This window comes from Mycobacterium sp. 1081908.1 (assembly GCF_001673535.1).
Classification (GTDB): Bacteria; Actinomycetota; Actinomycetes; order Mycobacteriales; family Mycobacteriaceae; genus Mycobacterium.
On sequence record NZ_LZLY01000085.1, the window covers coordinates 49,539 to 75,727 of the forward strand.

The following is a 26,189-nucleotide window of genomic DNA, read 5'->3' on the forward strand; positions in this document are numbered from 1 at the left end:
CGCGCCCAAGGCTAGACAAACAGCGCGCTGAATGGCGCAAAGGGCAGATTGCGCACCACGAACCAGGCCGTGACCAGCGCCAGCGTCACCGCCGCCGCCCAGCGCTGGTGCTGCCAGCCCCTGACCGGCCGGCCCGTCACCCGCCCGTAGGTCCACGCCGCGTACGCCCACACCAGCAAGACCAGCGCCACCAGGCCCAGCGCGTTGAACCGGGCGGCGGCCATCACATTGCCGTGCATGAGCGAATACAACATCCGCGCGCTGCCACAACCCGGGCAGTCGATGCCCAACAGGGCCTTGGTGGGGCACACCGGCAGCGGCCCGCCCGGGGTCGTCGGATCACCCACCCAGGTGGCGGCGCAGACCAGGGTGGTGGACGCCGCCACCAGGAGCGGCGCACCCAGACTCAGGCGCGCCGACCCGGGGCGGGTCACCATGATTGCGACGCCGGCTTAGAACATCGCGGCGAGCGCGGTGTTCGTGTTGACGTTCAGCGCACCAACGGCCATCAGGATGCCGTAGATGACGCCCACGACCACACCGGCAACCACCGACCAGATCACCCACTTCTTGGCGCTGTCGGCGGACGCCTGAGCCTCCGCGTATTGGCCCTGCGCCCACAAACCATTGACCTGGCTGGACTTGACGATCGCCACGATCCCGAATGGCAGACAGCAGAAGAGCGTCACCAGAATCGACCACACCAGGTAGTTGTTCGGCGCTTGCCCGGCAGGTTGCTGTGGCGGGTATCCGGGCGGAGGGGGCGGCTGTGTCATGGGTTCTCCAGTCGAGGCGAGTTAGCTGGCGTCGAGCGGTGCTTACCATACCGGAGCGGCGCCGCGAGGGCACTATCTCCGCGAAATTCGCCGTTTCCGTCGGCGCCGCGACGGATCCGCCGACCACAGTCGCGTTGCCACCCGCCCTGGCGAGGGGGCCCGGCGGGTGCGAAAGTCGCGTGCTTTCAACCACTTTCCCGGCCGAGCGCCTTCGGCCGCCGGTAACCGCAATGATGACCAGACAGATAATTTCCAGCGGAATGTGTTGCATGGACAGGACATAGACCTACGATCCCTTTAGCGGAAGCACTATTTCCGGTGAGCGACGCACCGATAGGAGCCAAAGATGCCTCATCTCAGCAAGGCGCTGCGCGCCGCGGCGGCCACGGTGGCCGCGGGCAGTTGCGCGATCGCCGGCGCCGCGACGGCGGCCGCGGACCCCACCAATACCGGTAGCTCGGCGGACATCAACACGCTGGCCGCCACGCTGTCGAAGGGCTACGGCCTCAACAACTGCACCGCCGGAAACCTCGACGCCGGCGAACTCGCCGTGCTCACCTGCGGGCAGAGCCCCGACCCCAGCGGCCCGGTCCAGGCCAGATACATCCTGTTCAACAACGCCGACAACCTGGCCGGCTCGTTCAAGACCAGCATCCGCGACGACGTGCTGACCGCCTGTGGGGACGCCGGGCAGTCGCCCACCACCTGGCATCAGGGCAGCAGCAACGCCAACTCCGGATCGGTGGCGTGCGGGACATACCAGAACGCCGCGGAGATCATCTGGACCACGGACGCCAAAAACGTCCTGAGCCTCATTCGCGGGTCGAACAACGACGTGCCGGCGCTGTACCAGTGGTGGCGCGCGAACGGCTGACGCCCGAAAGACGCTCGGTTCCTTGGTTTTCCAACGCAACGAAGGAGTTCAGAATGTCCCCTCTCTCCAAGGCGCTGCGGGCGGCGTCGGCCGTGGCGCTGATGGGCGGCTCGATCATCGCCGGCACCGCCACGGCGGCCGCGGATCCCGGCACGGGTAACTCGGCGGACATCAACACGCTGGCCGCCAATCTGTCGAAGGGCTACGGCCTCAACAACTGCCAGCCGGCCCAGCTGTCCGGCCCGATCCTGGCCGAGCTCGACTGCGGGCAAAGCCCCGACCCCAACGGCCCGGCCGCCGGCGTCTACCAGCTCTTCGCCAACGGCAGCGACCTGGCCGCCGCGTTCACCGGCGGCATCAACGGGGTGTCGCTGAGCCCCTGCGGGGACAACGGCCAATCGCCGGGCACCTGGCACACGGGCAGTACCGGCGCGACGGCCGGACAGGTGGCGTGCGGAACCTACAAGAGCGCCGCGGTCATCACCTGGACCACCGACGCCAAGAACGTGTTGAGCCACATCCGCGCGTCCAACACCGACGTCAACGCGCTCTACCAGTGGTGGCGCACCAACGGCTGAGGATCTACAGTTGCGCGGCAAGTAATTCCGCGACCGCGCGCATTCCGGCGGCGTTGGGGTGCAGCGGGGCCGGCCGGCCCGGCAGCGACACAACGAAGCGCGCCGGGGTGGTCGTCCACGGCTCGGCCGACCAGGCGTGGTGGTCCCGGCTGGCCGCGGCGGCGCCGACGACCTCGCATCCGGTCGCCGCGGCCGCCTCGGCGGTGAGGCGTTCGAGCGTCGCGGCCACGTGCCGCCCGAGGTCGGCGTCCGCCCGCCGCAGCGGCGGGGCCGGCGCGCCGGCGGGCGGCAGGATGGTCAGGTAGTCGACGAAAACGATCCGTGCCTTCGGCGCGCGCTCGCGCAGCGCCGTGCCGACCGCCCGCAACGAATCGAACGCGTCGGCCAGCTCCCGATCGCGCGTATCACGGTCCAGCAGTCCGGATATCAGCCCGCCCAGCAGCGGCAGGCGCCGCGCCGCGGGCGGCAGCGAGGCGGCCATCAACAGCGGAACGTAGCCGACGTCGTTGCCGCCGATGGTCACGGTGACCAGGGCCTCCGAGCCGTCCAGCGCGGCGATCTGCGGCGGCCAGCCGTGCTGGCGATCGGCGAGCACGTGGGCGGTGGTGGCGCCGGAAAACGTGACGTCGACCAGTTCGAGGCCCAACCGCCCGGCGACCAGATGCGGATAGTTGCGGGCCGATCGGCCCGACCACCGCGGCGCGGCCTCGGCGCGGGGCCGGATGCCGGGGCCGGCGGCCATCGAACTGCCCAGGGCGACATAGCGTTTCATCGCTCGGGGGAGGACGCCTGCGCCCAGAATCGCTTGGGGATCCGTCCGGCCCGCCGCGCCAGGTGTCCGGCGGTGACGGCCGCGGCCATGGCGGCGGCCATCGCCGGCGGGTCGGCGGCGCGGGTCACGGCGGTGGCCAACAGCACGGCGTCGCAACCCAATTCCATCGCCAGCGCGGCGTCGCTCGCGGTGCCGATGCCCGCGTCGAGCACGACCGGGACCCCGGCCCGCGCGACGATCATCTCGATGTTGTGCGGGTTGGTGATGCCCAGGCCGGTGCCGATGGGGGCGCCCAGCGGCATCACCGCCGCGCAACCGGCGTCCTCGAGCCGGCGTGCCAGCGCCGGGTCATCGTTGGTGTAGGGCAGCACGACGAACCCGTCGTCCACCAATTGCTCTGCTGCGCGGACCAATTCGACGGCGTCGGGCAGCAGCGTGCGTTCGTCGGCGATCACCTCGAGCTTGACCCAGTTGGTGTCCAGCGCCTCGCGGGCCAGCTGCGCGGTGAGCACCGCCTCGGCCGCGCCGCGGCAGCCCGCGGTGTTGGGCAGCGGCGTGATGCCCAGCCGGTTGAGCAGGTCCAGCAGCCCGGTCCCGCCCTCGGCGTCGACGCGGCGGATCGCCACGGTGGTCAGCTCCGTGCCCGACGCGATCAGCGCCTCCTCCAGCACCGCCAGGTTGGTCGCCCCGCCCGTGCCCATGATGAGCCGCGAGGCGAAGCTGCGATCGGCGATCGTCAGTTTCGAATCAGCCACCTTGCACCGCCGTCACCACCTCGAGTCGGGCGCCATCGAAAAGCGTTGCGGTCCAGTCGGATCGCGGGAGCACAGCGTCGTCCATCGCCACCGCGATTCCGCGGCCGGGAAAGCCCAGCGACTCCAGCAGCGCGGCGACGGTGGTCCGCTCGTCGACCTCGACCGATTTTTCGTTGACCGTAACGATCATGACCGGGCCCCGACCGGGCTCAGCTCGGCGACGATCTGTTCGGCGGTCCACGGCGCCAGCAGGAACCCCGACCGGCCGTGGCCCGCCGCGACCAGGGTTCGCTCGTCCACGCGTCGCACGAGGGGCAGGTTGTCGGGCGTCATCGGACGCAGCCCGGCCGCGCACTCGGCCAGCTCGTACTCGCCGAGCGCCGGCAGCACCGCGCACGCGTCGTCGAGCAGATCACGCACCCCCGACACCACCGGCGCCGTGTCGCGTCCGTGCTCGTACTGGGTGGCGCCGACGACCACCCCGTCCGGGCGCGGCACCAGGTACACCTGCCGCCCGTGCACCCGTGCGCGAATCACCCTCTGCGGCAACGGCATACATCCCTTCCGCCAGCGCAGCCGCAGCACCTCGCCCTTCACCGGCCGCACCGGCAGGCCCGGCACCAGGGCCGGCGCGTCGACGCCGTTGGCGACCACCACCGCGTCGGCCTGAACCCGGGCGAGGTCGCTCACCGGCCCCGCCCACCGGACCCCGAGGCGTTCGCAGTCCCGGCCCAGCGCGTCGAGCACCGCGCGGTTGTCCACCGCCAGCTCTGTGGGCGCCCGAAACCCGTGCCGGATGCCTTGCGCCAGCAGCGGTTCCACGTCGCGGGCGGCCGGCTCCCACACCACCGGATGGCCTTGCCCGGACAACCAGTCGGCGACGGTGCGCAGGTCCGCGACGTCGGCGCGGTCGACGGCCACCACCAGCGACTCGCGGGCGGTGATCACCTCCGGCGGCCAGCCGTCGGTGAAGCCGCCCTCGCGCCACAGCCGCAGCGACTCCAGGCCCAGCCGCAGCAACCGCTCCTCGCCGGGCCAACCCTCGCTGTGCGGGGCGAGCATGCCGCCCGCCACCCATGACGCGCCCGGCTCGCCGCTGCGATGCACCACCACCGACCAGCCGGCCCGCGCCGCGCGGCGCGCCACCGACAGCCCGATGACGCCGCCGCCGACAACGGCCAGTGAGTCCGGCATCCTTTGCTCCCTTCGCCGGCATGACCCGGATCAGGTGTGACGGTAAGGGCGTGCGCGCCCACTCTCAGTCCCCGGCCGCTGGGACTCCCGTGCTCTTCGGACTCCACGCTAGCGCGCTAGCGTCGCGGTGTGCACCAACCGTCCACCCGGCTCGCGGCGGCGAGGCTGTATCTGTGTACCGACGCGCGCCGCGAGCGCGGCGACCTGGCCGAGTTCGTCGATGCCGCCCTGGCCGGTGGGGTCGACATCGTGCAGCTGCGCGACAAGGGGTCGGCGGGTGAGGGGTGGTTCGGTCCCCTGGAGGCCCGCGACGAGCTGGCCGCCTGCGAGATCCTCGCCGACGCGGCCCGCCGGCACGGCGCCCTGTTCGCGGTCAACGACCGCGCCGACATCGCCCGCGCGGCCGGCGCCGACGTGCTGCACCTGGGCCAGGGCGACCTGCCGCCGGCCGTGGCCCGCGACATCGTCGGCCCGGAGGTGCTGATCGGCCTGTCCACCCACGACGGCGGCCAGCTGGCCGCCGCCGCCGCGTCGGAGGCTGATTACTTCTGCGTCGGCCCATGCTGGCCCACCCCGACCAAGCCCGGCCGCGCCGCGCCGGGCCTGGACCTGGTGCGCGAAGCCGCCCGCGTCGGCGGGGACAAGCCATGGTTCGCGATCGGCGGCATCGACGAACGGCGGCTGCCCGAGGTGCTCGGCGCCGGCGCGCGCCGCGTCGTCGTGGTGCGGGCGATCACCGCGGCGCGGGACCCGCGGGCGGCGGCCGAAAGGCTCAGGTCGGCGCTTGCAGCAGCGAACTGATCCGGAGACTCAGCTGCGAGGGCTCCTCGTCGGCGTCACCCGGCATGCACCACACGAAAACCCCGGCCTCGACCTCGAGCGTGCGCGGCAGGTGGTGCCGGCGTTCGTCGCCGTGGTCCAGCGGCAACAGCGCCGGCGCGGTGCGCAGCCGCTGCCAGCTGGCCGCGAAGCCGGGGTGCAGCGGCAGGTCGGCCACCTCGCTCTCGGCGACCCAGCGCATCTCGGCGCTTTCCCGGTTGGGCACGGTGTCCAGCAACTCGGCCGCGTCGGCGACGACGGTGGTGTAGGTCCAGCGGGTGCCGGCGAGCCCGGACACCTCGGCGGTGACGACCGTGGCGCGCACGGCGACCCGCTCGGCCGCCAGCCCGGCCTCCTCGTGGGCTTCGCGGACCGCGGTTTGCTCCGGCGTCTCGTGGCTGTCCCGCGCGCCGCCCGGCAGCCCCCACGTCCCGCCCTGGTGGCTCCACACCGCCCGGTGCTGCAACAGGACCGCGGGCGTGCCGTCGGGCCGCGGCGCGCGCAACAGCAAGCCCGCCGCGCCGAAGCGGCCCCAGTAGTGGGCGCCACCCTCGGATACCACCCATCCGTCGCCGTCGCCGTGCACGAGATCAGGATATGCAGGCGACCCCGCCGGTCAATTGACTCGCCTCCCCCCATCCGCGCGAACATTCTCTTAGAATTCGCTTATCCGGGTTCGTGGGCCGAAAGTATGAGGGCTGATCTGACGTGACGGTTGAGCTGGCGCACCCGTCGACCGAACCGAAGGGGTCGCGGTCGCCGGCCGAACCGGCCCATCCCCGCTGGTGGTTCATCTCCACGACGCCGGGACGGATCCTGACGATCGGGATCGTGCTGGCGGCCCTCGGCGTCTCCAGCGCCTTCGCCACCTCGACGACCATCAACCACCGGCAGCAGGTGCTGTCCACGGTGCTCAACCACACCGAGCCGCTGTCGTTCGCCGCGGGGCGGCTGTACACCACGCTGTCGGTGGCCGACGCCGCGGCCGCGACCGCGTTCATCGCGCAGGCCGAACCGCGGCCCGTCCGGCAGCGCTACGAGCAGGCCATCACCGACGCCGCGGTGGCCGTGACGAGGGCGTCGAGCGGGCTGACCGACGAACCGCTGGTGCAGCTGCTGGGCCGGCTCAACGCGGAGTTGGCCGTCTACACCGGTCTGATCGAGATCGCCCGGACCAACAACCGCGAGGGCAATCCGGTCGGGTCGTCGTACCTGTCGGAGGCGTCGGGGCTGATGCAGTCGCGGATCCTGCCCGACGCGGCGCAGCTGTACCAGGCGACGTCCGAGCGGGTGGACAGCGAGACCACCGCGTCCACCCACTTCCCGGCCCCGGTGATCCTCGTCGTGGCCAGCACGGTGGTGTTCGGCGCGTTCTCGCATCGCTGGCTGGCCCGCCGCACCCGGCGCCGAATCAACCCGGGGCTGGTCGTCGGCGCCCTCGGTATCCTCGTCATGGTGGTATGGGTGGGAACCGCGCTGACCATCTCGACGACCGCGAGTCGCAGTGCCAAGGACACCGCCGCGGAGTCCCTGCGGACCGTCACCAACGTCGCCATCACCGCCCAGCAGGCGCGGGCCGACGAGACGCTGTCGCTGATCCGCCGCGGTGACGAGGAGATGCGCAAGCAGTCGTTCTACCAGCGCATCGACTCCATGCATCAGCAGCTCGACCAGTACCTGTCGCGCAGCGACGCCGTCGACAAGCCGGACCTGCAGGGCGCCGATCAGTTGCTGCTCCGCTGGCGCCAGGCCAACGACCGGATCAACTCCTACATCTCGGTGGGCAACTACCGCGCCGCCACCCAGGTCGCCCTCGGCAGCGGCGAGGACGACTCCACCCCGGCGTTCGACAAGCTCGAGGACGAACTGGGCAAGGCCATGGACCAGAGCCGCACCCACCTGCGCAACGACGTGATCAACGCGCGCAGCGGGCTGTCCGGCGCCCAGGTCGGCGGCGTGGTGCTGTCCCTCGGCGCGGCCATCGCCGTCGCGCTGGGCCTGTGGCCGCGGCTCAAGGAGTACCGGTGATCCGGCGCTGCCTCGGGGCGCTCGCCGCGGCGGGCCTGCTCGCGGGCTGCGGCCACACCGAGTCGCTGACCGTGGCCACCGCGCCGACCCTGCCGCCGCCCACGCCGGTCGGCATGCAGCAGCTGCCCCCGGAGCCGCCGCTGCCGCCGGACGACCCGAGCCAGGGCTGCGACCTGACGGCCAGCCTGCGCCCCTTCCCCAACAAGGCCGAGGCCGACGCCGCCGTCGCCGACATCCGCGCCCGCGGCCGGCTGATCGTCGGGCTCGACATCGGCAGCAACCTGTTCAGCTTCCGCGACCCGATCACCGGCGAGATCACCGGCTTCGACGTCGACATCGCCGGCGAGATCGCGCGCGACATCTTCGGCGCCCCCTCGCACGTCGAGTACCGCATCCTGTCGTCGGACGAGCGGGTCACCGCGCTGCAGCGGTCGGAGGTCGACGTCGTCGTCAAGACCATGACCATCACCTGCGAGCGGCGCAAGCTGGTGAATTTCTCCACCGTCTACCTGGACGCCAACCAGCGCATCCTGGCCCCGCGCGACTCGCCGATCGCCCGGGCGGCCGACCTGTCCGGCAAGCGGGTCTGTGTGGCGCGGGGCACCACGTCGTTGCACCGCATCCAGCAGATCGACCCGGCGCCGGTCATCGTGTCGGTGGTGAACTGGGCCGACTGCCTGGTGGCCATGCAACAGCGCGAGATCGACGCCGTCAGCACCGACGACTCGATCCTGGCCGGGCTGGTGGAGGAAGACCCGTACCTGCACATCGTCGGGCCGAACATGGCCACCCAGCCGTACGGCATCGGCGTCAACCTGAACAACCCCGGACTGGTCCGGTTCGTCAACGGCACGCTGGAACGCATCCGCCGCGACGGGACGTGGAACACGTTGTACCGCAAGTGGTTGACGGTGTTGGGACCCGCGCCCGCCCCGCCCACACCGAGGTACGTGGACTGATGGCCGAGGCCATGGACTCCGAAGAGGTCGGCCAGGCGCCGGACGTGCAAACCGGCGCGGCGGCAGAGTCGCGGCCGCAGGCCACCCAGGCGCTGTTCCGTCCCGATTTCGACGACGATGACGACGACGACTTCCTCATCCCCGGCATAGACACCGACGCGCCGGAGCGGATGACGGTGGCCACCCGGGTGCTGCCACCGACCCGGCAGCTCGGCGGTGGGCTGGTCGAGATCCCGCGGGTGCGCGACATCGATCCGCTCGAGGCGCTGATGACCAATCCGGTGGTGCCGGAGTCCAAGCGCTTCTGCTGGAACTGCGGAAAGCCCGTCGGCCGCTCCGGATCCGAGGGCAAGGGCGCGTCGGAGGGCTGGTGCCCCGCCTGCGGGAGCCCGTATTCGTTTCTGCCGCAGCTGAATCCAGGCGACACCGTCGCGGGCCAGTACGAGGTGAAGGGCTGCATCGCGCACGGCGGGCTGGGCTGGGTCTACCTGGCGGTCGACCACAACGTCAACGACCGCCCGGTGGTGCTCAAGGGCCTGGTGCACTCCGGCGACGCCGAGGCGCAGGCGATCGCCATGGCCGAGCGCCAGTTCCTCGCCGAGGTGGTTCACCCGCAGATCGTGCAGATCTTCAACTTCGTCGAGCACACCGACCGGCACGGGGAGCCGGTCGGCTACATCGTGATGGAGTACATCGGCGGGCAGTCGCTGCGGCGCAACCTCAAAGACGGGAAATCCGAGAAGCTTCCGGTCTCCGAGGCCATCGCCTACCTGCTCGAGATCATGCCCGCGCTGAGCTACCTGCATTCCATCGGCCTGGTCTACAACGACCTGAAGCCGGAGAACATCATGCTCACCGAGGAGCAGCTCAAGCTGATCGACCTGGGCGCGGTGTCTCGGATCAATTCGTTCGGGTATCTGTACGGCACACCGGGTTTCCAGGCGCCGGAGATCGTGCGGACCGGCCCGACGGTGGCCACCGACATCTACACCGTGGGACGCACGCTGGCGGCGCTGACGTTGAACCTGCGCACCCGCAACGGCCGCTACGTGGACGGGCTGCCGGACGACGATCCCGTGCTGAAGACCTACGACTCGTTCGGCCGGCTGCTGCGCCGCGCCACCGACCCCGATCCGCGGCGCCGGTTCTCCACCGCCGAGGAGATGTCGGCCCAGTTGATGGGCGTGCTGCGCGAGGTGGTCGCCCAGGACACCCGGATCCCGCGGCCCGGCCTGTCGACGATCTTCTCCCCCAGCCGCTCGACGTTCGGGGTGGACCTGCTGGTCGCGCACACCGACGTGTACCTGGACGGGCAGGTCCATTCGGAGAAGCTGACCGCCCGGGAGATCGTGACCGCGCTGCCGGTGCCGCTGGTCGACCCGGCCGACGTCGCTGCCCCGGTGCTGCAGGCGACCGTGCTGTCCCAGCCGGTGCAGACGCTGGACTCGTTGCGCGCGGCGCGGCACGGGTCGCTGGACGCCGACGGCATCGAGGTCGCCGAGTCGATCGAGCTGCCGCTGATGGAGGTCCGCGCGCTGCTGGACCTGGGCGACGTGGCCAAGGCCACCCGCAAGCTCGACGACCTCGCCGAGCGCGTCGGCTGGCGGTGGCGGTTGGTATGGTACCGGGCCGTCTCCGAGCTGCTGACCGGCGACTACGACTCGGCCACAAAGCATTTCACCGAGGTGCTGGACACCTTCCCCGGCGAGCTCGCGCCCAAGCTGGCGCTGGCCGCCACCGCCGAGCTGGCCGGCAACACCGACGAGCACAAGTTCTACGAGACGGTGTGGAAGACCAACGACGGCGTGATCTCCGCCGCCTTCGGGCTGGCCAGGTCCCTTTCGGCCGAGGGCAATCGCGAGGACGCGGTGAACACGCTGGACGAGGTGCCGCCCACCTCAAGGCATTTCACCACCGCGCGGCTGACCAGCGCGGTGACGCTGATGTCGGGCCGCTCCACCGGCGAGATCACCGAGGCGCAGATCCGCGACGCGGCCCGGCGCGTCGAGGCGCTGCCCCCCACCGAGCCACGGGTGCTGCAGATCCGCGCCCTGGTGCTCGGCGGCGCGATGGACTGGCTGCAGGACAACGAGGCCAGCACCAATCACATCCTCGGCTTCCCCTTCACCGAACACGGCCTGCGCCTGGGCGTCGAGGCGTCGCTGCGCAGCCTGGCCCGCGTCGCGCCCACGCAGCGGCACCGCTACACGCTGGTGGACATGGCGAACAAGGTGCGACCCACGAGCACGTTCTAGGGCTGCGTCGCGCTTTCGCGTCGCGTGTGAATCCTGGACTTCGCGTGTGAATCCTGGGCTTTGCGTGTGAATCCTGGGCGGGAAAATCGCCCAGCTCCCGCCACCGGCTCACACTGAAAGCCTCAGGCGCACACTCAAAGCCGTGAGCTCACACTCAAAGCCGCGGGCTCACGGTCGACGAGTCAGACCCCAGGCCAACCGCGTCAGCGCACATCCGACGGCCGATGAATTCGCGTGTGAAGCCTGGGCTTTGGGTGTGAATGCTGGGCGGCGAAATCGGGCAGATCCCACCGCTCGCTCACACTCAAAGCCATGGGCTCACTCTCAACGGGTCAGCCCGCAGGCCAACCGCGTTCGGCCATTGCCACGCGGACGCGGCGCACGATGTTTGCGCGGTGGTCCTCGGCGACGACTCGCACGATGATCCAGCCCATTCGCTCGAGCGTCTCCAGGCGCTGAATGTCGTGCACGTACCGCCGGCGGTCGGTCTGGTGCTGATCGCCGTCATATTCAACGCCGACCATGAACTCCTCCCAGCCGACGTCGATGTGCGCGACCGGCATACCGTCGGCGCCGAACACCGGTATCTGGGTCTGCGGCCGCGGGAATCCGGCGTCGATGAGAAGCAGCCGCAGGTAGCTCTCTCGGGGAGACTGTGCGCCGGCATCGACGAGTTCGAGCGCGGTCTCCAATCGCCGCAGGCCCGGCGAGCGGGGGTGTCGTCGCGAAACAGCCAGCACGTCCTCGACCTTGAAACCCGTTGCCCGCGCGAGGGCGTCCAACCGGACCACGGCCGAGCGGATGGCACCGCGCCGGCCGATGTCGAAGGCGGTCCGTTCGGGAGTGGTGACGGTACGTCCGTCCACGACCTGCGTCTCGCCGTCGGCCAGCGCGTCGCGCCTCGTCAGCACGCCGTGTGGTGGGCGACTGTTGGCCTGATTCAGCTCGATCGGGACATTATCGGGAATCCACTTGGCTCCGTGCACGGCCGCGGCGGCCGCTCCCACGATCGTCGCCTTCCCTCCCGACCACAGCCATGCGGCGGCGGTGCGCAACTCGAGGGACGGCTCTACGTCCTTCGGCAGGTAGACGTTCGGAAAGACCGCGCGATAGCGCGTTCGCAGTTGATGCCGGCTCAGCGCTCCAGATGCCACGGCCACGCTGCCGATGAATGGTTCCCTCATGCGGCGGACAATCGCACAGTATCCGCGGTCCACGCCGACATCTATCCACAGCAGGCAGGCGGGTGTGCGCTCACGGCTTTGCGGGTGAACCGGTGGCGGGATCTTGGCGATTTCCTCGCCCGGGACACACACTCAAGACCCTCAGTGCCCACTCAAAACCACAGGCGCACGCACAGCCCAGACATAGGTTCGTACCGCACAGTTATGACATGCCGGGGCAGTCCACGCGGTGGATCAGCACGGCCCGCGCGCTGCGTCGGGCCGGGTTCGGCGTGACGGGCGCCGAGGTCGACGCGGTCGCGGCCCGGGACTGGCCGCAATACGTCGACGCCATCCTGGCCGCCGACCCCGACGCGGACCCGGGCGCCGCCGCCACCCCGATGCCCACCCTGGAGGCGACGCGCCCGCCCGGCAAGGGCGCGCCGCAGGCGGCCCGCAAGCAGTACAACGCCGCGATGTCCGAGCAGCAGCGCGCGCTGTCGGATTGGTGGCTGAGCCGCATGGTCGGCGTCGGCCAGCCGATCCACGAGAAGCTGACCCTGTTGTGGCACAACCACTTCGCCACTTCCGCGCAGAAGGTTCGGGTGGCCGCGTACCTGGCCGCGCAGAATCAGAAGCTGCGCACCGGGGCGCTGGGCGATTTCCGCTCGCTGGCCTACGCGATGCTGACCGACGCCGCGATGCTGCGCTGGCTCGACGGGCAGACCAACACCGCCAAGGCCCCCAACGAAAACCTGGCCCGCGAATTCATGGAGCTGTTCGCGCTGGGACACGGCAACGGCTACACCGAGGACGACGTGCGGGCCGGCGCGAGGGCGCTGACGGGCTGGGTGATCGGCGCCGACGGCCAAACCGCGGTGGTGCCCAAACGCCATGACCCGACGGCCAAGACGCTCTTCGGGTCGACCGGCAACTTCGACGCCGCGGCGTTCTGCGACGCCGTGCTTGCCCAGCCCGAGTCGGCGCAGTACGTCGCGCGGAGGCTGTGGCAGCAGCTGGCCTCCGACGACCCGCCGTCGCCCGGCGCGCTCGACCGCCTCGTCGCCGCGTACGGCCCGGGACGCGACCTGCGGGCGCTGACGCGGGCGATCCTCACGGACGCCGAGTTCACCGGCGGGCGGGCCACGGTCGTCAACACCCCGGTCGAATGGCTCGTCGGCGTGCTGCGGGCACTGCGCGTGCCCATCGGAAATCCCGCGCAGCGCAAGCTCGCCGACGCGACGCTGCGCGCGCTGGGACAGCGTCCGTTCTACCCGCCGAGCGTCGGCGGCTGGCCCCGCGGCCCGGTGTGGCTGTCCACCGCCAGCGCGGGGGCGCGCCTGCGCGCCGCGACGCAGCTGGCGCACGCGGGCGACCTCTCGGCCGTCGAAGGAGCCGCGCCGAACGACCGCATCGACGCGGTCGGCTACCTGATCGGCGTCGGCGACTGGTCCGCCCGGACGGCCGACGCGCTGGCCCCCCTGGTCCGCACGCCGCCGCAGTTGGTCGCGGCCGCGGTCAACACGCCCGAATACCTGACGTCCTGAGTGAGACCGAGCATGCCCGAGATCAATCGCCGCAAATTCCTGATCGCCAGCGCGGGCGTCGGCGCGGCCGGCCTGCTCTCGACGGCCGTCGCGGTCGAATGGCCCGACCTGATGCGCGCGGCCCGGGACCGGCCGCTGCCCGAGGGCGCCGGCGTGCTGGTGCTCGTCACGTTGTACGGCGGCAACGACGGCGTCAACACCCTGATCCCGTACGGCGACAACGCCTACCACGACGCCCGACCCGAGCTTGCCTACGCCCCGGGCGACGTGATCCACCTCGACGAGCGGCTCGGGCTCAACCCGGCGATGAAGGGGCTCGCGCAACTGTGGGGCCGGCGTCAACTCGCCATCGTGCGCGGCGTCGGCTACCCCAAGCCGGACCACAGCCACTTCCGGTCCATGGACATCTGGCAGACGGCGTCGCCGGCCGAGCCGGTCGCAACCGGCTGGATCGGCCGCTGGCTCGACGCCACCGGGGACGACCCGCTGCGCGCGGTCAACGTCGGGCCCGTCCTGCCGCCGCTGGCGGTCGGCGAAAAGTGCACGGCGGCGGCGCTTTCGCCGGGCGGGGCGCCGGATAAGGCCCAGCAATTCGACGGCATCATGGGCGCGCTGGGCGCCGACGACCCGAACGACACCCCGGCGATGGCCGCGGTGCGCAAGGCCTACCGCGCCGCACGGACCGCCAACGGCGCGTTCGACTCGATCAAACCCGTCGCCAAGGGCCATAATTCGCTGGCCGCGCAGCTGGGCGTAGTCGCCGCCGCGGTACGGGCCCGCGTCCCGACGCGCGTCTACACGGTGCAGTTGGGCGGATTCGACACCCACGCCGACGAACGCGAAACCCAGCAGCGCCTGCTCGGAACGTTCGACGAGGCCGTCACGTCGTTCCTGCAGCAGGTGGGCGATCCGAACGTGGTCGTGATGGCGTATTCCGAGTTCGGGCGCCGCGTGCGCGCGAACGCCTCGCAAGGCACCGACCACGGCACCGCCGGCCCCGTCTTCGTCGCCGGCGCGCCGGTCAAGGGCGGGTTTTACGGCGAGGAACCCAGCCTCACCGACCTCGACAACGGGGACCTGAAGTACACCACCGACTTTCGCGACGTCTACCACGAGCTGCTGACCCGGACCGTGGCGGCCGATCCCACCCCGTCGGTCGGGCCGGGACGAAACAGCCTGGGCTTCCTAACCGCTTAGCGCGCGCACGCAGTCGCGGGCGATGGCCAGTTCTTCGTTGGTCGGTATCACCAGCACGGCGATCGGCGACGATTCGGCGGAGATCTGCCGCGCGCCCCGCCCGCCGCTGAGGTTGCGGCGCTCGTCGAGCACGACGCCCAGCTCCTCCAGGCCCGCCACCGCGTCGCGGCGCACCGCCGGGTCGTTCTCGCCGATCCCGGCGGTGAAGCTGATGACGTCGGTGTGCCCCAGCACCGCCAGGTAGGCGCCGATGTACTTGCGCAGCCGGTGAATGAACACGCTGTAGGCCAATTGCGCGGCGCCGTCGCCGGATTCGATCATGGCCCGCAGGCGCCGGAAGTCGCGCTCGCCGGCCAGGCCGAGCACCCCGGACCTTTGATTGAGCATCTCCTCGACGTCGTCGACGCCCATCTGGGCCCGGTGCCACAGGTAGCTGACGATGCTGGGGTCGATGTCGCCGCTGCGGGTGCCCATCACCAGACCCTCCAGCGGCGTCAGGCCCATGGACGTGTCGATCGGCCGGGTGCCGGCGATCGCGGACGCCGAGCAGCCGTTGCCCAGGTGCAGCACAATCTGTTTCAGGCCGCCGAGGGGGCGATCGAGGAAGGCGGCGGCCCGTTCGCTGACGTAACGGTGCGACGTGCCGTGAAACCCGTAGCGGCGGATCTGCCACCGCTCGGCCACCTCACGGTCGATCGCGTAGGTCGCCGCGGCGGGCGGCATGTCGTGGAAGAACGCCGTGTCGAAGACGGCCACGTGGGGGAAGTCTCCCAGCAGCTTGCGCGCCACCTCGATGCCCTTGAGCGCGGGCGGATTGTGCAGGGGGGCCAATTCGGACAGCTTGCCCAGCGCGGCGACCCGCGCGTCGTCCATCACCGTGGGCCGGTAGAACTCGTTGCCGCCGTGCACCACCCGGTGCCCCACCGCCGTCAGCCCACAGGTCCGCAGGTCGATGCCGTCGGATGCCAACGTGTCGAAGGCGCGCTGCAGCGCGGCCTCGTGATCGCTGACCCCCGACCCGTCCTCGCCGATCCGCTCGATGTGGCCCGACGCCCGCGCCTCGCCCGAATCCGGGTCGACCAGTTGATATTTCAACGACGACGAGCCGGAGTTGATCACCAGCACGAGGCGGTTATCGGCCATGGGTGGTGGCCTGCGCCTGGATGGCGGTGATCGCCACGGTGTTCACAATGTCTTCGACCAGCGCGCCGCGGGACAGGTCGTTGACCGGCTTGCGCAGCCCCTGCAGCACCGGGCCGATCGCGATGGCCCCGGCGCTGCGCTGCACCGCCTTGTAGGTGTTGTTGCCGGTGTTGAGGTCCGGGAAGATCAGCACGGTGGCGTGCCCGGCCACCGGCGAATCCCCCAGCTTGGTGGCCGCCACCGACGGCTCTATCGCGGCGTCGTATTGGATAGGACCCTCGACCAGCAACTCGGGATCGCGCCGTCGCACCAGATCCGTTGCCGCCCTGACCTTGTCGACGTCGGCGCCGGTGCCGGAGTCGCCGGTCGAGTAGGACAGCATGGCCACCCGCGGCTCGATGCCGAACTGCGCGGCGGTGCGGGCGGAGCTGATCGCGATGTCGGCGAGCTGCTCGGACGTCGGGTTCGGGATGATCGCGCAGTCGCCGTACACCAGCACCCGGTCGGGCAGGCACATGAAGAAGACGCTGGAGACGGTGGAGACGTCCGGGACCGTCTTGATGATCTCGAACGCCGGCCGGACGGTGTGCGCGGTGGTGTGGGCGGCGCCGGAAACCATGCCGTCGACGACGCCGTTATGCACCAGCATGGTGCCGAAATACGTGGCGTCGCGCATGATCTCGCGGGCGTGCTCGGCCGTGATGCCCTTCGCCTTGCGCAGCTCCGCGTACTGATCGGCGAACTGGTCGCGCAGCTCGCTCGCCAGCGGGTCGATCACCTGCGCGCCGTCGAGGTTCACCCCGAGTTCGGCCGAGCGCAGCCGGATTTGGGCCTCGTCGCCCAGGATGGTCAGGTCGGCGATGCCACGCTGCAGCAGGCGGCCGGCCGAGCGGAGGATGCGGTCGTCGTCGCCCTCGGGCAGCACGATGTGCCTGCGATCCGCCCGGGCCCGCAGCCGAAGCTGGTAGGTGAACATCTGCGGGGTGATCACGGTCGGGACCGAAATTGTCAGCTGCGCAAGCAGATCCGCGATGTCGACGTGGCGGTCCATCAGCTCGAGCGCGGTGTCGATCTTGCGCTGCGACATCGCGGTGACCCGGCCGCGCGCCGAGGCGGCCGCGCTGGCCGTGTCGTAGGTGCCCAGCGCGGTCGCGATGATCGGCAGGCGCAGCCGCAGGCCGCTCACCAGCGCCGCGATCGACGGATGCAGCTCGAACCCGCCGTTGAGCACCAGGCACGACAGCGACGGAAACCCTTCCGCCGCATGGGCGCTGGCCACGGCGAGCACCACGTCGGAGCGGTCGCCCGGGGTGATGACCGCCATGCCGTCGCGCAGCCGTTCCAAGACGTGATCGGCGGTCATCCCGGCGACCAGCACGTCGGTGACCTCGCGCTGCCGCAGCGACGCCTCACCGCTGACCGGCGTCCCGGCCACGGCCCGCTCCAGCTCGGCCACCGTCGGCGCGCACAGCAGCGGCGCCTCGGGCAGCACGTAGCTGCGCTGGGTGAACGCGCACAACGCTTCCGCTACCTCCGCCAGGTCCGCCGGGTCGCACCGGTTGGCCACCACCGCCGCGGCGTGCGCGTGCTGGGCGATCAGCTCGGCCAGGCACACCTCGACGACGCCGGCGACCTCCTGCGGGGTCCGGCCCTTGCCGCTGACCGTCAGCAGCACCGGCGCGCCGAGGTTGGCCGCGATGCGCGCGTTGACCGAGAGCTCGGCGGGCCGGGTGACGTCGGTGTAGTCGCTGCCGACGATCACCACCATGTCGCAGGACTGCGCCATCGCGTGAAAGGCGTCGACGATGGCGCCGATCGCGGCGTCGCTGTCGGCGTGCAGCTGCTGGTAGGTCACGCCAACGCACTGCTCGTAGGACAGGCCGGCGGTGGTGTGCTCCAGCAGCAGCTCGAGGATGTAGTCACGGTCCTCGCCGAGGCGCGTGATGGGACGGAACACGCCGACCCGCGCGACGGTCGCGGTCAGCCGGTGCAGCAGCCCCAGCGCGATCGTCGACTTGCCGGTCTCCGGCTCGGGCGCGGCGATGTATATCGCCGAACTTTCAGCCAAGTCGGCGCAGCCTGGGCGCCAGGTCCTTTTCGAAGAGCTCCAGGAACCGGCGCTGGTCGTGACCCGGCGCGTGGAACACCAGGTGGTTGAGGCCCCAGGTCACGTATTGACCGACCTTTTCGACGGCCTCGTCGGGATCCGACGCGACGATCCAGCGCTTGGTGATCTGCTCGATCGGCAGCGCGTCGGCGGCCTTCTCCATCTCGATCGGGTCGTCGATGCTGTGCTTCTGCTCGGCGGTCAGCGACAGCGGCGCCCAGAACCGGGTGTTCTCCCGGGCCAGTTCCGGGTCGGTGTCGTAGGAGATCTTGATCTCGATCATCCGGTCGATGTCGTCGGGGTTCTTGCCCGCCGCCTCGGCGCCCTCGCGCATCGCGGGGATCAGCTTGTCCTTGTAGAGCTCCTCGCCCTTGCCGGAGGTGCAGATGAACCCGTCGCCGGCGCGCCCGGCGTACTTGGCCACCTGCGGCCCCCCCGCGGCGATGTAGATCGGGATACCGCCCTCGGGCACGTCGTAGATCGAGGCGCCCTTGGTCTTGTAGTACTCGCCCTGGAAGTCGACGCGGTCGCCGAGCCACAGTTCGCGCATCAGCCGCACCGATTCGCGCAGCCGCGCGTAGCGCTCCTTGAACTCCGGCCACTCGCCCTCGTATCCGGTCGCGATCTCGTTGAGGGCCTCGCCGGTGCCGACGCCCAGGAAGATGCGGTTCGGGTACAGGCAGCCCATGGTCGCGAAGGCTTGCGCGATGACGGCGGGGTTGTACCGGAAGGTCGGGGTCAGCACCGAGGTGCCCAGCACGATCCGCTCGGTGCGCTCGCCGACCGCGGTCATCCAGGCCAGCGAGAACGGGGCGTGCCCACCCTTGTGCCGCCACGGCTGGAAGTGGTCGCTGACGGTTGCGCTGTCCATGCCGTGCGCTTCGGCGGCGACGGCCAGTTCGACGAGCTCGCGCGGTGCGAATTGTTCGGCGGACGCCTTGTATCCGAGTTTGAGTTCAGCCACGGGTTATTTCTACTCCTACAGTGTTGGGCATGGCACCAGCGCCAACACTTGTTCAGGTCACCGACACCGTCTACCTCGCCCAGGGCCACGCCGTTAACTGGACCCTGGTCGTCGACGGCACCGGCGTGCTGCTGATCGACGCCGGCTACCCCGGGGATCGCGAGGACGTGCTGGCCTCGCTGGCCAAGCTGGGCTACGGCGCGGGCGACGTGCGCGCCGTCCTGCTCACGCACGCGCACATCGACCACCTGGGCTCGGCGATCTGGTTCGCGCGCGAGCACGGCACCCCGGTGTACTGCCACGCCGACGAGGTGGGTCACGCCAAGCGGGAATACCTGGAACAGGTGTCCGTTTTCGATGTGGCGCTGCGCATTTGGCGGCCGCGGTGGGCGGTGTGGGGCGCGCACGTGGTGCGCAACGGCGGTCTGATCCGCGACGGCATCCCGTCGACGCGGCCGCTGACCGCCGAGGTGGCCGCGGGCCTGCCCGGCAACCCGACGGCCGTCGCCACCCCGGGACACACCGGCGGGCACTGCTCGTACGTCGTCGACGGCGTGCTGGCCAGCGGCGACGCCCTGATCACCGGCCACCCGCTGCTGCGGCGCGGCGGGCCACAACTGCTGCCGGCGGTGTTCAGCCACGACCAGCAGAACTGCCTGCGCAGCCTGGAGGCGCTGGCCGCGCTGGACACCGAGGTGCTGCTGCCCGGTCACGGCGACGTGTGGCGCGGTCCAATCCGCGATGCGACGGAGGAGGCGCTCAAGCGCGCGCAATGACGAACGGGGCGGCGATCTAGCGCGAAGCGACGTACTCGGGCAGGGCGATGTCGTCGCGGAATTCAGTCCCGATGAGCCGGTCGGCGACCCACGGGATGTCCAGCAATTTGGAGGCCTGGTTCCGGGTCCACAATCCGAGCGACGTCTTCGGCGCGAACATCGACGCGAACGCACGCGCCGACCGCTGCCGGGCCTCGACGATCGGACGCAGCCGGCGTTCATAGCGCAGAAACGCCTCGCGGTGGTCGGCGCCGGCGCGGCCGAGTTCGCCGGCCAGGATGTAGCCCTGCACCATCGCCAGACCCGTCCCCTCCCCGGCCAACAGCGAGACCGCGGCCGCGGCGTCGCCGATCAGCGCCACCCGCCCCTGCGACCAGCGGTCCATGACGATTTGGCTCACGCGGTCGAAGTACACGTCGGGAGCACGGTCGAGTTCGCGCAGGATCTCGGGGCATTCCCAGCCGGTGTCGCCGAAGACCTGCCGCAGGGTGGCCCTGACCTCCGGCACGTCCCGTGGGTCGGGGCCGCGCATGTGCTCGGCGGTGAAAACGAAAAGAAACAAGGTCTTTTCGTCACGCATCGCGAACCGCGAGAGCATTCGCCCGGGTGTGGTGTAGGCGAGGTAGACGAGTTCGTCGCGCGGCCGGTAGCCCTCGGCCTCGAAGGCGGCCACGCGGTAACCGAGGTCGGCCTCGAATCGAGACTCCGGCCCGAACACCAAGCCACGCACCGGCGAATGGATGCCACCGGCGCCGACGACCAAGTCAAACCGTCGCGACTGGCCGCCCTCCAACGTGACCCGAACACCCGCGCCGTCTTGCGCGATGGCCGAAACGCTTTCACCGAACAGGGTTTCGACATGCGGGTCGATCGAGCGGTGGATCACGGCGGCCAGATCCCCGCGCGGGACGGTGACGAAGCGGCCATCGAGGTTGCGCCGGAACGACTCCGCCGAAAAGCCCCCCACCTTCCGCGAATTGCGGTCCACCAGGCGCAGTTCCCGGACCACGTAACCGGCGGCGTGCAATTCGGGGGTAAGCCCCATCCGTTCGGCGACCGCATACCCGCCACCCCAGAAATCCACCACATAGCCGCCCGTGCGCAGCCGCGGCGCCTTTTCTATCAGGGTCGGCTCGTGGCCATAACGCCAAAGCCAGTACGCGAGCGTCGGGCCGGCGATGCCGGCACCGACGATGGCGACCTTCATGCGCACACCCCTTTCAACGCAGCCCAAAATGATTATATCATTAGGCAATAGTTGCACTAGGCAATTAGTCAGCGTTGCGAGCGAGGGTCATCGTGCTGGAAGAACTGGCGGGCATGCCCGACGGGATCCAGGCCTTGGAAGCGGTCGGCACCGTAACGACGGCAGATTACGACCAGGTCTTTGCACCGCTGGTCGATCGGGCGCGACGAACGGGTAGTCGGCTGCGGCTGCTGTACCAATTCGGCCCGGGCTTCCAGCGCATCACACCGGGCGCGCTGTGGGCAGACGCCCGACTCGGGGCGAGCTACACGCGGCTGCTCGACGGCTGCGCGGTTGTGAGCGACCTTGGCTGGGTTCGGGTGCCGGCCCGCAGCATCGGCGCGTGGATGCCGTGCCCGGTGCGGGTGTATCAGGACAACGAACGCGACGACGCGGTCGCGTGGCTGGCTTCGTTGCGGGCCGCCCCGGGCGCGTCCACGCATGACATGGCCAAGGCCTACATCGGCGGAGTGGGCGCCGCGATCGTCAGCCTCGTCAAACTCGCCGCCACCAAGCTTTCCGCCCCGACCGGACCGCGATGACATTCGGGCCAACCTGGGTACCCGTTGGGCATGCCAGACAACGAGAGTTTCCAGCAGGCGGCCGAACGCATCTACCACGACTGGGACAAGGCGCTCAGCGAAGACGACGTCGACGCCCTCCTGGCCCTCTATGCCCCCGACGCCGTGCTGGAGAGCCCGGCGGTTCCGCTGACGTTGGGCACCGAAACCGGAATAGTCCACGGGCACAGCGAATTGCGGCCGCTGCTCGAGCGGGTCGCGGCCCGCAAGCCGCCGCTGCGGACCTACCACCGGACCGGCTATCTCACCGACGGCGCGCGAACGATGATGTTCGAATACCCGCGCGACGCGCCCGACGGCGAGCAGATGGATTTCGTCGAGGTCATGGAGATCGCCGACGGGCTCATCCAGCGCCACTGCGTGTACTGGGGCTGGCGCGGCGTGAAGGTCATCCAGGACGACGCGTACCACAAGTAGGGCGCGTTACAGCCCGAGGTGGTCCCGCAGCGTCTCGCCGGCGTACCCGGTGCGGAACGCGCCGCGCTCCTGCAGCACCGGCACCACCCGGTCGACGAACTCGTCCAGGCCGTGCGGCGTCAGGTGCGGCACCAGGATGAAACCGTCACAGGCGTCGGACTGGATGTAGGTGTCGATGGCGTCGGCGATGCGACCCGGCGTGCCGACGAACTGCTCGCGACTGGTGACGGCGATGATCAGCTCGCGGATCGACAGGTTCTCGGCGTCGGCGCGTTCGCGCCAACTGCGGGCGACGGCGACCGGGTCGCCGTGCCGCACCCGGCCCTGCGTGATCGCGCTGTCGACGACCGGGTCGAAGTCGGGCAGCGGGCCGTCCGGGTCGTGGTCGGACAGCTCGCGGCCCCACACCTGCTCGAGCATGGCGATCGCCGTCGCGCCGCTGACCTGTTGGTAGCGGATGTGCCGCGCCCGGTCCTGCGCCTCGGCGTCGGTGTCCCCGATGACGAACGTCGCCGCCGGAAACACCTTGAGCCGGTTGGGATCCCGGCCGTAGGACGCGGCGCGTCCCTTGACGTCGGCGTAATAGCGCCGCCCGTCCTCCAGCGACCCGTGCAGCGTGAACAGGGCGTCGGCGTTGCGGGCGCCGAACGCGCGGCCGTCGGCGGAGTCGCCGGCCTGCAGCAGAATCGGATGGCCCTGCGGCCCGGCGGGCAGCGTGGCGAACCCGCGCACGTCGAATTGCGGGCCGCGGTGCTCGACGCTTCGGATTCGGTCGGGATCGACATAGGCCCCGGCCCCGACGTCGGCCAGCACGGCGTCGGCTTGCCAGCTGTCCCAGAACTGGCGGGCCACGGCCAGGAACTCCTCGGCCCGCTGGTAGCGCTCGGCGTGGTCGAGAAAGCCGCCGCGGCGGAAGTTGGCGCCGGTGAAGGCGTCCGACGAGGTCACCATGTTCCACCCGGCGCGGCCCCCGGACAGGTGGTCCAGCGACGCGAATTGCCGTGCCACCTCGAAGGGTTCGTTGAAGGTGGTGTTGATGGTTCCGGTCAGCCCGATCCGGTCGGTGACGCCGGCGAGCGCGGCCAGCACGGTGAAGGTGTCCGGGCGGCCCACCACGTCGAGGTCGTAGATGCGCCCCCGATGCTCCCGCAGCCGCAGCCCCTCGGCCAGGAAGAAGAAATCGAACAATCCCCGCTCGGCGGTGCGGGCCAGGTGCACGAACGACTCGAACTCGATCTGACTGCCCGAGCCCGGGTCGGTCCACACCGTGGTGTTGTTGACGCCCGGGAAGTGGGCGGCCAGGTGAATCGGCTTGCGCTGCTTGCCCTCCCGCACGCTCATCCGGTGAGCCCCCAGCGCTTGGCGATCAGTTCGTGCGAGCGCAGCCGGTCCTCGTGCCGGTGGGTGACCGAGGTGATGACGAGCTCGTCGGCGCCGGTGGCCCGCTGCAGCGTTTCCAGCCGCTCGGCGACCTCGTCGGGGTTGCCGACGAATTGCGTTGCGATGCGGTCGATCACGACCTCGAGCTGTTCGTCGGTCAGGGGATCGCACCGGTCGGGGTCGGGATAGGGGATGGCGCCGCCGCCGGCCCGGATCGAATACACCCAGTGGCCGTAGCTGGACGCCAAATGCTTTGCGGTGGCGGCGTCGTCGGCGACGACGATGTCGGCCGACACCACGACGTAGGGCCGCGGCAGCCATCCCGAGGGGACGAAGGCGTCCCGGTAGGCGTCGATGGCGTCCAGCGCGGTCGCGGGCGTGAGGTGGTAGCTGGCCACGAACGGCAGCCCCAGCGCGCCGGCGGCGCGGGCGCTGCGTCCCTTGCTGCTGCCGAAGATCCACGGCGTCAGCGCGGAGCCCTCGCCGGGCACCGCATGCACGTCGAACCCGTCGACCTGGTAGGTGCCGGTCAACATCGCGATGATGTCCCCGAGCTGCTCTTCGAACTCGGGCGCGACGGCCTCGGGCTGCTGCAGGATCGCCTGGGTCGCCTGCACGCGGCCGCCGCCCAGCAGCTTGCGCAGGTCGAACGGCGGCGGGATGACGACGCCGTCGACCTCGCGCCATTCCCGGGAAGGTTCGGGCCTGGGGGGTTTCGGGGATCGCGGCTTGGTGATCCGCCGCTGCGCGGAGCGGCCCAGGCCCAGGTCGATGCGGCCCGGGTGGAACGCGTCGAGCATGCCGAAGCTCTCCACCACCGCGGCGGCCGTGGTGTGGCTGAGTTGCACGGCTGCCGAGCCGACGCGAATCGTGTTGGTGGCGGCCGCGATCTGGCCGATCAGCACGGCCGGCGCCGCGCTGGCAACGGCGACGAAGTGGTGTTCGGCGATCCAGAACCGGCGAAAGCCCCACCGCTCCGCGTGCTGGGCCAGGTCGACGGTGTTGCGCAGGGCGGTCGCGGCGTCGCCGCCCGAGCTGATCGGCGACAGGTCGAGGATCGACAGCGGCACCGGGGTCACCGGTTCACCGCCGCATAGCGATTGGGCGCCACGGGCAGGCCGAGGCGGGCGCGCAGGGTTTCCCCCTCGCGATAGCCGGTGCGGAAGAGCCCGGCCCGCTGCAGCAGCGGCACCACCTCGTCGGCGATCACCGGCAGGTCGGTGGTGTTGACGGCGGGGCGCAGGCGGGCGCCGTCGATGCCCAGCCGCTGCCAGTCCAGCAGCAGCTCCACCAATTCCGTGGCCCCGCCGGTGAAGACGAGCGCGTCGGAACGGAAGTCGGCGGTGCCGTCGAACGAAACCACCACGTCGGCAAGGGTTTTCAGGTGCGTGCCGCCCGCCGCGCGCACGTCGGCGAGGATTCTTTGCACCGAGGCGCCGTCGGTGGGCGTGATAAAGACGACGTCGGCGCCGGCCGCGGCGAACTCGTAGGCGGGGCCGACGTGCGCCAGCGCGGCCACCACGGGCTGGCCCTGGGGTGGGCGCGGCGTGATCGAGGGCCCCTTGACCGAGAAGTATTTCCCGGTGAAGTCGACGTAGTGCAGCTTGTTCACGTCGACGTAGCGCCCGGTGCTCGCGTCGCGGATGATCGCGTCGTCCTCCCAGCTGTCCCACAACCGGCGCACCACGTCGACGTACTCGACCGCCTCCTCGAAGAGGGGCACCTGGGATACGTCCCGGCGGCCGAACAGCGCCGCCTCATGCGTGGTGGCGCTCACCCGTGGCTGCCAGCCGGCCCGGCCGTGCGACACGAAGTCAAGGGTCGCAATCGATTTGGAGACGTGGAATGGCTCGGTGTGGGTGACCGTGGCCACCGGGATCAGGCCGATGTGCCGCGTGGCCGGGGCGATCCGGGCCGCGACCAGCACGGCGTCGGCGCGGCCGGTCAGCCGATCCGGATGAATCCGGGAGCTTCGCCCGATCTGCGGCATCAGGGTGTCGTCGATGGTAAGGAAGTCCAGCAGCCCGCGTTCGGCGGTGGCCGCCAGCCCGGCCCAGTAGGCGCCGCTGAGCACCGAGGCCGCGCCGGCCTCCAGGGCCGCCCGCCACGCGTGGGGATGCCACCCGTATCCGTCGAGCGCTACGCCCAAATGGAACTGAGGGCTCATCGCAGCCACTTCTCGAAGGCGATCGGGAGGAACGGCCCCCAGTCCGGCAGCGGGTCGGGGGCGATGCGGGTGTAGCCCGTCGCATCGTAGAGCGCCTCCGCCTCGGGCTGCCGATTGCCGGTGATCAGGTACAGCCGCCGGTAGCCGCGCGCGGCGGCCTCGGCCTCCAGCGCCGCCAGCAGCGCCCGGGCGTAGCCGCGGCGCCGATGCGCGCTGTCGGTCCAGATCCGCTTGAGCTCGGCGGTGTCGGCGTCGTACCGCCGAAACGCCCCACCGGTGACCGGCGCTCCGTTCACCACCCCGATCAGCAGGCCGCCGTCGGGTGGCGCCAGCTCCTCCGCCGGCACGGGCAACCAGGCCAGGTGCGCGTCCGGCGTCCCGCCGTAGCGCTGCGCGTACTCGACGGCCAGCTCGGCCAGCAGCGGCCCCGCCAACGGGTCGTCGTGGGTGGCCGGCACGAACTCGAGCTGGATTTCGGTCATCACCTAACG

The 26,189-nt window shown here is 70.6% G+C and carries 27 protein-coding genes and 1 riboswitch; of the genes, 11 read left to right on the forward strand and 16 right to left on the reverse strand.

What is annotated here, in order from left to right; all coding sequences use genetic code 11:
• Positions 1 to 11 precede the first annotated feature (11 nt).
• On the reverse strand, positions 12 to 437 hold the full coding sequence (locus A5655_RS11975; protein WP_067010084.1) for a DUF2752 domain-containing protein: 426 nt from the start codon (positions 435 to 437) through the stop codon (positions 12 to 14).
• Between the two features lie 15 nt (positions 438 to 452).
• Positions 453 to 776 (reverse strand): CD225/dispanin family protein, encoded by a 324-nt coding sequence (locus tag A5655_RS11980; protein WP_067010086.1) that lies wholly within the window; start codon positions 774 to 776, stop codon positions 453 to 455.
• A gap of 346 nt (positions 777 to 1,122) precedes the next feature.
• Between A5655_RS11980 and A5655_RS11985 the strand changes: the two genes are divergently transcribed.
• Both A5655_RS11985 and A5655_RS11990 read left to right on the forward strand, forming a co-directional pair.
• Positions 1,123 to 1,650, forward strand: coding sequence for a serine/threonine protein kinase (locus A5655_RS11985; RefSeq protein WP_067010087.1), 528 nt, complete (start codon positions 1,123 to 1,125; stop codon positions 1,648 to 1,650).
• Between the two features lie 53 nt (positions 1,651 to 1,703).
• Complete coding sequence (locus tag A5655_RS11990) at positions 1,704 to 2,228, forward strand: serine/threonine protein kinase (RefSeq protein WP_067010232.1); 525 nt, start codon at positions 1,704 to 1,706, stop codon at positions 2,226 to 2,228.
• 4 nt (positions 2,229 to 2,232) lie between these two features.
• Here A5655_RS11990 and A5655_RS11995 read toward each other — a convergent pair whose 3' ends face one another.
• The 4 genes from A5655_RS11995 to thiO form a co-directional block, all read right to left on the reverse strand.
• Complete coding sequence (locus tag A5655_RS11995; protein WP_067010092.1) at positions 2,233 to 3,000, reverse strand: SGNH/GDSL hydrolase family protein; 768 nt, start codon at positions 2,998 to 3,000, stop codon at positions 2,233 to 2,235.
• Positions 2,997 to 3,755 carry a thiazole synthase gene (locus tag A5655_RS12000; protein ID WP_067010100.1) on the reverse strand — a complete coding sequence of 253 codons (759 nt, stop codon included), beginning with the start codon at positions 3,753 to 3,755 and terminating at the stop codon, positions 2,997 to 2,999. The genes A5655_RS11995 and A5655_RS12000 overlap by 4 nt, the downstream gene beginning before the upstream one ends.
• Positions 3,748 to 3,945: a sulfur carrier protein ThiS gene (thiS, locus tag A5655_RS12005; protein ID WP_067010102.1), complete on the reverse strand. Its 198-nt coding sequence runs from the start codon at positions 3,943 to 3,945 to the stop codon at positions 3,748 to 3,750. Before thiS ends, A5655_RS12000 begins: the two co-directional genes overlap by 8 nt.
• On the reverse strand, positions 3,942 to 4,949 hold the full coding sequence (gene thiO / locus A5655_RS12010; protein ID WP_067010103.1) for a glycine oxidase ThiO: 1,008 nt from the start codon (positions 4,947 to 4,949) through the stop codon (positions 3,942 to 3,944). Before thiO ends, thiS begins: the two co-directional genes overlap by 4 nt.
• Positions 4,940 to 5,050, reverse strand: a riboswitch (TPP riboswitch). Its footprint overlaps the gene before it by 10 nt.
• A 28-nt stretch (positions 5,051 to 5,078) precedes the next feature.
• Between thiO and thiE the strand changes: the two genes are divergently transcribed.
• On the forward strand, positions 5,079 to 5,750 hold the full coding sequence (gene thiE / locus A5655_RS12015) for a thiamine phosphate synthase (RefSeq protein ID WP_067010106.1): 672 nt from the start codon (positions 5,079 to 5,081) through the stop codon (positions 5,748 to 5,750).
• On the opposite strand, the gene A5655_RS12020 is transcribed toward thiE, so the two are convergent.
• Positions 5,722 to 6,354, reverse strand: coding sequence for an NUDIX hydrolase (locus A5655_RS12020; protein ID WP_067010107.1), 633 nt, complete (start codon positions 6,352 to 6,354; stop codon positions 5,722 to 5,724). The two genes, thiE and A5655_RS12020, sit on opposite strands and share 29 nt — an antisense overlap.
• 122 nt (positions 6,355 to 6,476) lie before the next feature.
• Between A5655_RS12020 and glnX the strand changes: the two genes are divergently transcribed.
• Genes glnX through A5655_RS12035 form a run of 3 tightly spaced genes read left to right on the forward strand, consistent with a single transcriptional unit; the run spans position 6,477 to position 11,010 of the window.
• Positions 6,477 to 7,796: a protein kinase G-activating protein GlnX gene (gene glnX / locus A5655_RS12025; RefSeq protein WP_067010110.1), complete on the forward strand. Its 1,320-nt coding sequence runs from the start codon at positions 6,477 to 6,479 to the stop codon at positions 7,794 to 7,796.
• On the forward strand, positions 7,769 to 8,755 hold the full coding sequence (locus tag A5655_RS12030; RefSeq protein WP_067010113.1) for a glutamate ABC transporter substrate-binding protein: 987 nt from the start codon (positions 7,769 to 7,771) through the stop codon (positions 8,753 to 8,755). The genes glnX and A5655_RS12030 overlap by 28 nt, the downstream gene beginning before the upstream one ends.
• Entirely contained in the window at positions 8,755 to 11,010 is a 2,256-nt protein-coding gene (locus A5655_RS12035; RefSeq protein WP_067010116.1) for a serine/threonine-protein kinase PknG, read from the forward strand. Before A5655_RS12030 ends, A5655_RS12035 begins: the two co-directional genes overlap by 1 nt.
• A 332-nt stretch (positions 11,011 to 11,342) precedes the next feature.
• Here A5655_RS12035 and A5655_RS12040 read toward each other — a convergent pair whose 3' ends face one another.
• Entirely contained in the window at positions 11,343 to 12,194 is an 852-nt protein-coding gene (locus A5655_RS12040) for a hypothetical protein (RefSeq protein WP_067010124.1), read from the reverse strand.
• A 209-nt stretch (positions 12,195 to 12,403) separates the two neighbouring features.
• Between A5655_RS12040 and A5655_RS12045 the strand changes: the two genes are divergently transcribed.
• Positions 12,404 to 13,720 (forward strand): DUF1800 domain-containing protein, encoded by a 1,317-nt coding sequence (locus A5655_RS12045; protein ID WP_067010126.1) that lies wholly within the window; start codon positions 12,404 to 12,406, stop codon positions 13,718 to 13,720.
• Positions 13,721 to 13,732: 12 nt separating this feature from the next.
• Entirely contained in the window at positions 13,733 to 14,917 is a 1,185-nt protein-coding gene (locus A5655_RS12050; protein WP_067010127.1) for a DUF1501 domain-containing protein, read from the forward strand.
• On the opposite strand, the gene A5655_RS12055 is transcribed toward A5655_RS12050, so the two are convergent.
• The 3 genes from A5655_RS12055 to fgd are packed head-to-tail and all read right to left on the reverse strand — an operon-like array spanning position 14,906 to position 19,131.
• Positions 14,906 to 16,060, reverse strand: a complete 1,155-nt coding sequence (locus A5655_RS12055) for an acetate kinase (protein ID WP_067010129.1) — start codon at positions 16,058 to 16,060, stop codon at positions 14,906 to 14,908. The genes A5655_RS12050 and A5655_RS12055 overlap by 12 nt on opposite strands.
• Complete coding sequence (pta, locus tag A5655_RS12060) at positions 16,050 to 18,128, reverse strand: phosphate acetyltransferase (protein WP_067010131.1); 2,079 nt, start codon at positions 18,126 to 18,128, stop codon at positions 16,050 to 16,052. The genes A5655_RS12055 and pta overlap by 11 nt, the downstream gene beginning before the upstream one ends.
• Positions 18,121 to 19,131, reverse strand: coding sequence for a glucose-6-phosphate dehydrogenase (coenzyme-F420) (fgd, locus tag A5655_RS12065; protein WP_067010133.1), 1,011 nt, complete (start codon positions 19,129 to 19,131; stop codon positions 18,121 to 18,123). Before fgd ends, pta begins: the two co-directional genes overlap by 8 nt.
• 29 nt (positions 19,132 to 19,160) lie before the next feature.
• On the opposite strand from fgd, the gene A5655_RS12070 reads away from it, so the two are divergent.
• Positions 19,161 to 19,907: an MBL fold metallo-hydrolase gene (locus A5655_RS12070; RefSeq protein WP_067010235.1), complete on the forward strand. Its 747-nt coding sequence runs from the start codon at positions 19,161 to 19,163 to the stop codon at positions 19,905 to 19,907.
• A gap of 16 nt (positions 19,908 to 19,923) precedes the next feature.
• Here A5655_RS12070 and A5655_RS12075 read toward each other — a convergent pair whose 3' ends face one another.
• Positions 19,924 to 21,114, reverse strand: coding sequence for an FAD-binding domain (locus tag A5655_RS12075; RefSeq protein ID WP_067010135.1), 1,191 nt, complete (start codon positions 21,112 to 21,114; stop codon positions 19,924 to 19,926).
• A 92-nt stretch (positions 21,115 to 21,206) separates the two neighbouring features.
• Here A5655_RS12075 and A5655_RS12080 point away from each other — a divergent pair, with 92 nt between their 5' ends.
• Positions 21,207 to 21,695, forward strand: coding sequence for an STAS/SEC14 domain-containing protein (locus A5655_RS12080; RefSeq protein WP_067010237.1), 489 nt, complete (start codon positions 21,207 to 21,209; stop codon positions 21,693 to 21,695).
• Between the two features lie 30 nt (positions 21,696 to 21,725).
• Positions 21,726 to 22,151, forward strand: a complete 426-nt coding sequence (locus A5655_RS12085; protein ID WP_067010137.1) for a nuclear transport factor 2 family protein — start codon at positions 21,726 to 21,728, stop codon at positions 22,149 to 22,151.
• A 6-nt stretch (positions 22,152 to 22,157) separates the two neighbouring features.
• On the opposite strand, the gene A5655_RS12090 is transcribed toward A5655_RS12085, so the two are convergent.
• The 4 genes from A5655_RS12090 to A5655_RS12105 are packed head-to-tail and all read right to left on the reverse strand — an operon-like array spanning position 22,158 to position 26,180.
• On the reverse strand, positions 22,158 to 23,492 hold the full coding sequence (locus tag A5655_RS12090) for an NtaA/DmoA family FMN-dependent monooxygenase (RefSeq protein WP_067010139.1): 1,335 nt from the start codon (positions 23,490 to 23,492) through the stop codon (positions 22,158 to 22,160).
• Positions 23,489 to 24,610, reverse strand: coding sequence for an LLM class flavin-dependent oxidoreductase (locus A5655_RS12095; RefSeq protein WP_067010142.1), 1,122 nt, complete (start codon positions 24,608 to 24,610; stop codon positions 23,489 to 23,491). Before A5655_RS12095 ends, A5655_RS12090 begins: the two co-directional genes overlap by 4 nt.
• Complete coding sequence (locus A5655_RS12100; RefSeq protein ID WP_067010144.1) at positions 24,607 to 25,698, reverse strand: LLM class flavin-dependent oxidoreductase; 1,092 nt, start codon at positions 25,696 to 25,698, stop codon at positions 24,607 to 24,609. Before A5655_RS12100 ends, A5655_RS12095 begins: the two co-directional genes overlap by 4 nt.
• Positions 25,695 to 26,180, reverse strand: coding sequence for a GNAT family N-acetyltransferase (locus tag A5655_RS12105; RefSeq protein ID WP_067010146.1), 486 nt, complete (start codon positions 26,178 to 26,180; stop codon positions 25,695 to 25,697). The genes A5655_RS12100 and A5655_RS12105 overlap by 4 nt, the downstream gene beginning before the upstream one ends.
• Positions 26,181 to 26,189: the final 9 nt, after the last annotated feature.